Below are 8,120 nucleotides of genomic sequence, written 5' to 3'. Positions count from 1 at the left end.
CCCCATCACGGTTGCAGTGGGGTCGCCCTTGTGGGGGGAGGGGCTTACCCGCGCCCTGGCGAACTTTCATTGGCCCACCGTGGGGTTTTGTTTCTCGATGAGTTAGCGGAATTTCGCCGCGATGTGCTGGATCACCTGCGCCAACCACTGGAAATAGGGATGGTTCATCTGGCTCGGGCGCGCTTTTCGCAATTTTTTCCGTGCCAATTGTTGCTGGTGGCAGCTACCAATCCCTGCCCTTGTGGATGGTGGGGCGATCAGGTGCGCCCCTGTCGTTGCGGTGAGCGCTTGCGACGTCAGTACTGGTCGAGATTGTCTGGGCCGCTGTTAGATCGCCTCGATTTACAGGTGCTGCTACGGCCCTTGAGCCCAGCGGAACTAAGCGATGAAGGTAATCATCCTTTGCAGCAGAGCAGCATGGAGGTGGCTAGGCGAGTGCTGCTCGCAAAAGAGCGGATGATTGCGCAAAATCCAAAGGGCTTCAATAACGCTGAAGCACCCTTAGAAAATATGAAAGGCCGATTGAGGCTGCAAGGGCCAGCCAAAAATCTCTGGGTCGTTACTTTGGAGCGTTTATATCTGTCGGCGCGTAGTGCTGGCAAGGTGCTACGCGTAGCTCGCACGATTGCAGATTTGGAAAATTCAGAAAAAATAGAGGCTGTGCATCTAGCGGAAGCACTTAGTTATCGCCCCTTGGATCGTAAGCAGGCTTAGTTGTCACCCGTTTCATATGTTTCAACCCATGCTTGGCCTTTTGGCCTGGTATCGCAAGTGAGCGATCCATCGGGGTTGCTATGGCAATTACTGCTATCAAGCTGGCTTTGGGGGTCCCAAGGGTCTTGATCGTAAATAATCGATTGATCTAAAATTGTATTTGCATTGCAAGGGTTAGTAAAGCAAACGGCAATTGAGCAAATTAATCCCGATATTTTTAAACTTGATTTTAATGAAAAACGAATTACGGAAAGCATCTAACTAGCGGCGTCTGCGACGTTGCTGAGCTTTTCGTTTGTATTTTTCCACCGGCGTTTCGTGGTGGCGCAGGCGTTTGAGGTCGGCAAAAATCCCCGCTTTAGACACCTGGCGTTTAAAACGCCGCAGGGCCGATTCAATTCCTTCGTTTTCGCCAACGGTAACCTGGGTCATGCAGGGAAAGAAAAACGAACAAATATTTTGATAACCATATCAAAATGCCTACTTGGTTTTGGGCATGGTGTCTCGATATATGTACACATGGCCAAGGGCGCGTTTCCTGAACTGGCGTCGCATCACCTTCCAGCCAGGTTCCATTTTTAATTCAACAAAGCCACTGCCGCCACCGCCGGCCCTGGCCACCAGAAGAGCCAAGCCATCGGGGCTGTGACCCATCAAAATCGCCTCTCCAGCCTGATGGGAAACCGTTAGCCGCATTGCCGGGCCGAAATCAAGATTACCTATCCGCACGGAATAACCATTGCTATCGATGTAGCGATTGCAGATCCCAGTGAAATCAAATGTGCCCAGCAATGGATTCACAACTGTTGGCTTGTTCCCTTGGCGAGCAAAACAGGGGCGGCGATCCCGCACCTGCTCGTAAATATTCAGCTGGGAGTTGCTTCCATCTCCAATTGGAGCGGCCACAAGAATGAAGCGTTCAGCTTTCACCTCACCGATTTGAAACAAACTGGCATCTGCTGGCAAACAGCAAATGCTGCTGAGGCCAGCAACCGCAGCTAGCAATCTTTTTTTGAACTTGCTTCTTGTAATCACAAACAATGGGCAGATGGGCTGATCGTAGAAGTGCTTTGCTGCTTACGAAAGCTGGCTTAGGCCGGAGTGTTAAACCGAATAGCTACAAGAAGGGCTACGGCAGTGCCTGGTAAGCAGGCCGCAAGAATGGCGCTAGTTAGCCCCACCCCCAGATCTGGTTCCCCGTAGGCCAATTCGAATACGCAGCCGGTGCTGGCGATGCCACTGATGCAGGCCAGGGCCAAAAACAATCCGGCAATCGGTTTCATCGGCATAGCTCAGTTCAATGTTTGAACGTGAGAACGGTTTAAGCCCAGCTTCTGCAATTCGGTATTAAGAGACAGTTCATCCGTTACACGATCTACAAAAAGCACCCCTTTCAAATGATCGAGTTCATGCAAAATGCAGCGAGCTAACAATCCATCGGCTTTACGGCGTTGGGGTCTCCCCAGTTCATCGCGGTAGTTGATCTCCACCCTGCTGGGGCGCACAACTTGTAAATAAACTCCTGGAATGCTCAAACATCCCTCTTCATAGGTATCCAGTTCATCGCTAATTGTTGTGATTTCTGGATTGATCAGCACAAGGGGGGGATTGGCTGCTTCTTCAGGGTCTAAATCGATCACGAGCAATTGTTTTTGCACCCCCACTTGAGGTGCAGCAAGACCAATGCCTTTGGCGGCATACATGCTGCGCAACATATTGCGGGCTAACTCGCGAATGCTTTCATCCACCCGGCTAATGCGCTTAGCAGATTGCCTTAATTGCTCAGCACCCAAGGTGTGAATTACAGGTGAATTTGGCTGCTCATCGCCCTTAGGCACCAGCACTGTGGAGTTTTGGCGCTCCGATAAACGGGCTAAAGAGGCGAAATTAAGGGCCAATGCCTTCTGCAATTCTTCCGATCATTCTAGGCAGCACTGGTAGCGGCAAATGACAACACCAATCAATCTTCAAGCCATAGAAGTGGTGGCCGCTTGCCTTGTGGTTAAAGAGCCCCTCTTAAGTGCCGGCCGCTTGTTTTGGGTAGAGCAACGACCCGCGGAAAAAAATCGCAACACCTTGATGCTTCAACTTGATGATTTGCCCTCTCAGGAACTAACCCCTGCCCCTTTTAATTTGCGCACTCGCAATCATGAATTTGGAGGAGGTTTGTATGCCGTATCAGGCGATCAGGTGGCCTTCATCAACAGTGCTGATGGCGCTATCTGGCTACTGGAACTTGCGTTGGATATGCCCCCTAAACGGATAACAGCGCCAAGGCTTGATCAGATAGGTGGTTTCGCTGATGGCTTGATCGATCAGGCGAGACAGCGATGGCTTGGGGTGCTGGAAACCGAAGAGCGGGATTGGTTGGTGGCGGTGCCTTTGGCCGGTGGTGCTGCGCAACGTTTGCGAGGGGAAGCTGATTTCTGCGGCTATGCCGTTCTTTCCCCTGGCGGTAAAAAATTGGCTTGGCTCGAGTGGAATCTGCCTTGGATGCCGTGGGAGCGCAGTGAGCTTTGGTGCTCAACTCTGGGGGAAACGGGTGAATTGCTTGCTCCCCAGTGTGTGGCTGGTGGAAATAGCAACCCTCAATCTTTATTTCAACCCTTATGGGCATCTGAAGCTGAACTCCTTGTGGCATCTGATCGCAACGGCAACTGGAATGTGCAGCGCATCGCTGTTTTGGAAGGAAATGGCACTGCAGCGATTGCAGAACCGATTTCAGAACCGATTTTTATGGGGCCGCGCCAGGCGGAATGCGCTATGCCCCAGTGGGTATATGGCATGCGAACCCTTGCGATCGCAGGAAAAAGCCTGGTGGCGTTGTTTTGCGAAAAGGGCGAATGGCAGCTTTGCCAGCGGTTTTTAGATGCCAATAACAGCAGCCCATGGCAAACCATTGCCATACCCTTCAACGACCTTGCGGTGCTTACCGCTGAAGCGGATCGATTGGTTTGCCTCGCCAGTGGCCCCAAGCAGGCGGAAGGTGTTCTGCAACTTGAGCTCAAAACCGGGCATTGGATCCATTCAGCTTTGGGATTTGAGCGAGCCGTGGTGCCCAAATCAATTTGGTTTACCGGTGGCGATGGTGAGCAGAGCCAGGCCTGGTTCTACCCGCCTATGAGTGATTTGGCGAAGCCGGCACCCTTATTAGTACGCAGCCATAGTGGCCCCACGGCCATGGCCCGATCCGGCTTGAACTTGTCAAATGCTTTCTGGAACAGCCGCGGCTGGGGCGTTGTAGACGTTAACTACGGAGGATCGACTGGTTTTGGCCGCCAATATCGCCAGAGGCTTGATGGCCAATGGGGATTGTTGGATTCTGCAGATTGTGCAGCAGCAGCCAAGGCCTTAATTGCCAGTGGAGCCGCGGATCCAGCGCGCATTGCTATTGAAGGGGGCAGTGCCGGTGGATTCACCACCCTGGCGGCACTAATTAGGGAGCCGGTCTTTAAAGCGGGGGTTTGTAGGTATGCGGTGGCAGATGTGGAGGCCTTAGGGCAGCAAACCCATCGATTCGAATCTGGTTATGTGGGGCGCTTGATCGGGCCATGGCGTTGGCCGGGTGCTTCTGCGTTAACCAAACCGGTGCTGTTTTTCCAGGGGCTTCAGGATCGAGTGGTGCCGCCCCAGCAAACCGAAATGATGGTGAATGCCCTGCGGCGTGAAGGGCAAAGCGTAGAGGTGGTTTTTTTAGAAGCTGAAGGTCATGGTTTTCGCAGTGAGCTGCTGAAAGCCCAAATCCTGGAGAATACAGAGCGCTTTTTTAACCGCGTATTGCCTGCTAATCAAGGCCCCTAAATCAGAAAGCGATATGCTTTATATAAGTAATTAATTGCTGAAAAATGGCTTTCCGTTCTTCATTTGCTCTAGTTGCAGCAGTTACAGCATTAATTTCAGCTCAACCCAGTTTCAGTCAGGCTGGTATCGATAACAATCAGCAAAGGGCTGCAAATTTAGCCAGAGATACTGCGATAAAACTAAATGGCGGTTTGATTAAATACAGGCCAGCAGCATGCATGTTTGTTATTGGTGGCACCCCTTGCCTTGTAAAAAGCGACGCAAAGGGATTCCTGTTCCGCTTTGAAGGTGGCAGCCCTGCCTGGCAACAGTTGAAGCAGCCCCCCACCACCCTTACCGAAATTTTGGTGGCCCCCGGTGGCCGTGAAGTGGTTGGTACCCCCCTAAATAAAGTTCTTACCCCTGCAGCAAAGCCCTGAGGGCAGGGGCCCAGTTTTCGGTAACTCTTATTTTTTCGCGGCAAGTAAGGCTGAGGGCAATATTTTTTTCTTGATAGGCAGCTTCGTTACTAAACACTGTGTAGACAGGTTCAGTTTGGCTTGATTTGAAATACTCCACATTTCCAGCAGCGTTTTGAAATAAGGGGTCACCGGTTTTGATTTCTTGCCAATCTCCCTTTAAGCGTTCGGGATGTAAGCAAGCCAAAGGGTTGCCAGCAGCATCTTTTGGTATTTCAAGGCTACATAAATGGCGATGCACATTTAAAAATCTTGGCAAGTTCAGCTTCCCAGCTCGAGCTGATGTGAGCACATCTAGAAGCGTGTTGATCCCGATCCTGGTTTGCTTGCAGATTTTGGGGCAGATCACCCCTTGGGGCACCGGCCCCACTTCTAAAACCACTCCACAGGGCCAGGCCTGAATCATGAAACCGTTTTGCTTTGCATCAAAACCGTGCAGGTAAACGGGTAAGCCCAACGCGCCTTGGCAGGCTGCTGCGATGGCAAGATCTGCTTCACGATCTCCATAAATCACAAGGCAAGAACCCATCGACGCAGTGGTGCTGTGCACGTCGATCACCACCTGGGCAGGTGCGCTGCCCTTGGGGCCATGCATTGCGAGCAATTCACGGGCCCTTAGCAGTTCTAATTCTTGGTTTTCAGGATCATCGAGCAGATCGCTGCTGAAACTGCGATTGAGATCTCGATTCACATATCGCTTGTTTTGCAGGTAAGCAGCTGGATTGCCAATCAGGCTCACCACTTCAAGCCCTTGTTTTTGCAATTCCCCTGGCTGCTGCTGCCAATGGCTGTGCAACCAGGGGGCATTGCGTTCGTTGCCGTGGGTGCCAGCCACCAGCAAAACCTTTGCAACTGAAGAGTTTGCTACCACTCGTTTTACCGCTAGATGGTTATCCCACTTTGGCTAATTTCTTATCGGTTTTACCTACTCCTAGTTCTCGCAGTTCTTGGGCTAATCCGTTCAGCACCTGTTTGGCATCTCCAAAAATCATTGAGGTATTTGGGCATTCAAACAAGCTGTTGCGGATTCCGGCGTAGCCAGCGCCAAGGCTGCGTTTCACAACAAAAACAGTGGCGGCTTCTTCCACATGCAGCACGGGCATGCCGTAAAGGGGGCTTGAGGCGTCGGTGCGAGCTTGGGGATTAACCACATCGTTGGCCCCAAGCACGATCACCACATCGGTGCGCGGAAAGTCAGGATTTATGGATTCCATTTCAATTAGCTGGTCGTAAGGCACATCGGCTTCCGCCAAGAGCACATTCATGTGGCCTGGCATGCGTCCAGCCACTGGATGAATGGCATAACTCACTTCAATGCCGTGGCGTTCCAGCATTTGGGCTACTTCTTTAAGACTGTGTTGGGCTTGAGCCACTGCAAGGCCATAACCGGGCACAAATACAACCCTTTGGGCTTGCTCCAATGTCATGGCGCATTCCTCAGGGCTGCAGGAGGTAACACCGCTGTATTCACCTTGATCTGCGCTTTTTGCACTTGATCCCCCCAAAGCGCCACCAAACAAAACACTCGTTAGCGAGCGATTCATGGCGTTGCACATCACTTGCGTGAGGATTAAACCGGCTGTGCCAACCATGGCGCCAGCAACGATTAGAAGTTCACTGCCCACCACGAAACCCGCTGCGGCAGCAGCAACGCCGGAGTAGGAATTAAGCAAAGAAATCACCACCGGCATATCAGCTCCACCCACAGGCAGGGTTAGCCCCACACCCAACAAAAGAGATAACAATGCCAACGGCAGCAACGCAATGTTGTGGCCGCTGCACACCCACCAACCCAAAGCAATGGCGGCAACAGCAGTGAAGCCGTTCACCCAATGGCGAGCTGGCTGCAGCATCCAGGCGGGCGTTTGCAACCATTCCCGCAATTTGGCCATAGCCACGAGGGAACCACTAAATGTGATTCCACCCACCAAAACCGAAACCACGATCGAAACCAAGGCCAATAGGCCGGTTTGGGATGGCAGGGAAGCAGCGGCTAAAGCCACCAACAACGAAGCCATTCCACCGCAGCCGTTGAAAAGGGCAACCAATTCCGGCATGGCTGTCATCGCCGCACGCTGGGCCACCAACACACCAAGCACGCTGCCCCCAATTCCGCCCGCCAGCAGCCAAGGCCAACCCTGCAAGCCCTGCTGGAGCAGCAAGCCAAGCACTGCAATGGCTAAGGCAAGGGCGGCAAGACGATTGGCTGTTCGAGCTGAACGCACCTTGCCTAGCCCTTTAATGCCAAGGGCTAGCAGCAACACTGCCACTAAATCGAGGGGAGCGTGGGTGAAGGGCAACCAGCTCAAATTGCTAAAGGATTCGGTGCTGATCATTGGTCGTTGCGGCGGCGGAACATGGCAAGCATTCGGTCGGTAACAAGGAAGCCACCAACCACATTGAATAGTGCAAACCCGAGGCTTAGGGCCCCCATCGCTTGCAACAAAGGGGTTTGAGCTTGTGCGATTAGCACAATTGAAGCGAGCAGAGTGATGCCGCTAATGGCATTTGCTCCACTCATCAAAGGCGTATGCAAAGTGGGGGGCACTTTGCCGATCAATTCAAGGCCTAAGAGGCTGCCGAGTAGCAATACCCAGAGGGCCTCATTTAGGGAAAGTGCAGTGTTCATGGCTTTACTCCTTCGCCGAGGCTCCAATTAGGTACTAAATCAGTGCGGCGCAATACCCCCTCCAAGCTCACCAAACAAGGATCCAGGAGAGGGTCTTCTGGATCAAGCTTCATTTCTCCAGATTTTGAAATCAGCACTTCAAGCAGTGCTGCCACATTTCGGGCATAGAGGCTGCTGGCGTGGTGAGGCACCGAGGCTGGCAAACGATCAGCACCAATCACCAAAACGCCCTTGTGATTAATGGTTTCACCAACTTGGCTCAGCTCACAGTTGCCCCCCTGGGCCACGGCAAGATCTACAACCACTGCCCCCGGACGCAGCAATTCAGTGATCTCCTTTGTGAGCAACAAAGGCGCGGGCCTTCCCGGCACTTGAGCAGTACAAATAACCATGTCGATATCCCCAAGTTGTTCGGCTAGGCCCTGGCGTTGAGCTTCTAAAAAAGTGGCGGTGGCCTCTTTCGCGTAGCCCCCTTGTTCGCCGGGTACGCCTTGCACCGGGGGCTCAATAAATCTGGC

At 52.5% G+C, this 8,120-nt stretch carries 11 protein-coding genes; 3 read left to right on the top strand and 8 right to left on the bottom strand.

Going from position 1 to position 8,120, the window contains the following annotated elements:
- Positions 1 to 714: ATP-binding protein (locus tag AC2JC8_RS05720; RefSeq protein ID WP_484594333.1), on the top strand; the 714-nt coding region annotated here is incomplete at its 5' end.
- Positions 715 to 975: 261 nt separating this feature from the next.
- Here AC2JC8_RS05720 and rpsU read toward each other — a convergent pair.
- From rpsU to def, 4 genes are read right to left on the bottom strand one after another with little or no spacing between them, the layout of a single operon-like run.
- Positions 976 to 1,146: a 30S ribosomal protein S21 gene (gene rpsU / locus AC2JC8_RS05715; RefSeq protein WP_010304532.1), complete on the bottom strand. Its 171-nt coding sequence runs from the start codon at positions 1,144 to 1,146 to the stop codon at positions 976 to 978.
- Positions 1,147 to 1,194: 48 nt separating this feature from the next.
- Positions 1,195 to 1,749, bottom strand: coding sequence for a DUF3747 domain-containing protein (locus AC2JC8_RS05710; RefSeq protein WP_484401293.1), 555 nt, complete (start codon positions 1,747 to 1,749; stop codon positions 1,195 to 1,197).
- A gap of 56 nt (positions 1,750 to 1,805) precedes the next feature.
- On the bottom strand, positions 1,806 to 2,003 hold the full coding sequence (locus AC2JC8_RS05705; protein ID WP_255133051.1) for a hypothetical protein: 198 nt from the start codon (positions 2,001 to 2,003) through the stop codon (positions 1,806 to 1,808).
- A 3-nt stretch (positions 2,004 to 2,006) separates the two neighbouring features.
- Complete coding sequence (gene def, locus AC2JC8_RS05700) at positions 2,007 to 2,612, bottom strand: peptide deformylase (RefSeq protein WP_484401292.1); 606 nt, start codon at positions 2,610 to 2,612, stop codon at positions 2,007 to 2,009.
- A 49-nt stretch (positions 2,613 to 2,661) separates the two neighbouring features.
- On the opposite strand from def, the gene AC2JC8_RS05695 reads away from it, so the two are divergent.
- Both AC2JC8_RS05695 and AC2JC8_RS05690 read left to right on the top strand, forming a co-directional pair.
- Entirely contained in the window at positions 2,662 to 4,515 is a 1,854-nt protein-coding gene (locus AC2JC8_RS05695; protein ID WP_484594332.1) for an alpha/beta hydrolase family protein, read from the top strand.
- Between the two features lie 44 nt (positions 4,516 to 4,559).
- Positions 4,560 to 4,934 (top strand): hypothetical protein, encoded by a 375-nt coding sequence (locus AC2JC8_RS05690; RefSeq protein ID WP_484401290.1) that lies wholly within the window; start codon positions 4,560 to 4,562, stop codon positions 4,932 to 4,934.
- Here the strand turns inward: AC2JC8_RS05690 and AC2JC8_RS05685 are convergent.
- From AC2JC8_RS05685 to AC2JC8_RS05670, 4 genes are all read right to left on the bottom strand, one after another.
- Positions 4,912 to 5,844, bottom strand: a complete 933-nt coding sequence (locus tag AC2JC8_RS05685) for an aspartoacylase (protein WP_484594331.1) — start codon at positions 5,842 to 5,844, stop codon at positions 4,912 to 4,914. The genes AC2JC8_RS05690 and AC2JC8_RS05685 overlap by 23 nt on opposite strands.
- A 19-nt stretch (positions 5,845 to 5,863) precedes the next feature.
- Positions 5,864 to 7,309 (bottom strand): NAD(P)(+) transhydrogenase (Re/Si-specific) subunit beta, encoded by a 1,446-nt coding sequence (locus tag AC2JC8_RS05680; RefSeq protein ID WP_484401287.1) that lies wholly within the window; start codon positions 7,307 to 7,309, stop codon positions 5,864 to 5,866.
- Positions 7,306 to 7,602 carry an NAD(P) transhydrogenase subunit alpha part 2 gene (locus AC2JC8_RS05675; protein ID WP_484594330.1) on the bottom strand — a complete coding sequence of 99 codons (297 nt, stop codon included), beginning with the start codon at positions 7,600 to 7,602 and terminating at the stop codon, positions 7,306 to 7,308. The genes AC2JC8_RS05680 and AC2JC8_RS05675 overlap by 4 nt, the downstream gene beginning before the upstream one ends.
- Positions 7,599 to 8,120 (bottom strand): Rossmann-fold NAD(P)-binding domain-containing protein (locus tag AC2JC8_RS05670; RefSeq protein ID WP_484594329.1); only part of this gene is annotated, 522 nt, incomplete at its 5' end. The genes AC2JC8_RS05675 and AC2JC8_RS05670, both read right to left, overlap by 4 nt.

The sequence above is a fragment of the Synechococcus sp. genome (assembly GCF_982614295.1).
This window is presented reverse-complemented; position numbering and strand designations above follow the sequence as displayed.

What these genes read in the sequence shown, in the direction of transcription:
- rpsU (WP_010304532.1), bottom strand. Translation starts at nt 1,146, where the DNA reads ATGACCCAGGTTACCGTTGGCGAAAACGAAGGAATTGAATCGGCCCTG.
- AC2JC8_RS05705 (WP_255133051.1), bottom strand. Translation starts at nt 2,003, where the DNA reads ATGCCGATGAAACCGATTGCCGGATTGTTTTTGGCCCTGGCCTGCATC.
- AC2JC8_RS05695 (WP_484594332.1), top strand. Translation starts at nt 2,662, where the DNA reads ATGACAACACCAATCAATCTTCAAGCCATAGAAGTGGTGGCCGCTTGC.
- AC2JC8_RS05690 (WP_484401290.1), top strand. Translation starts at nt 4,560, where the DNA reads ATGGCTTTCCGTTCTTCATTTGCTCTAGTTGCAGCAGTTACAGCATTA.
- AC2JC8_RS05680 (WP_484401287.1), bottom strand. Translation starts at nt 7,309, where the DNA reads ATGATCAGCACCGAATCCTTTAGCAATTTGAGCTGGTTGCCCTTCACC.
- AC2JC8_RS05675 (WP_484594330.1), bottom strand. Translation starts at nt 7,602, where the DNA reads ATGAACACTGCACTTTCCCTAAATGAGGCCCTCTGGGTATTGCTACTC.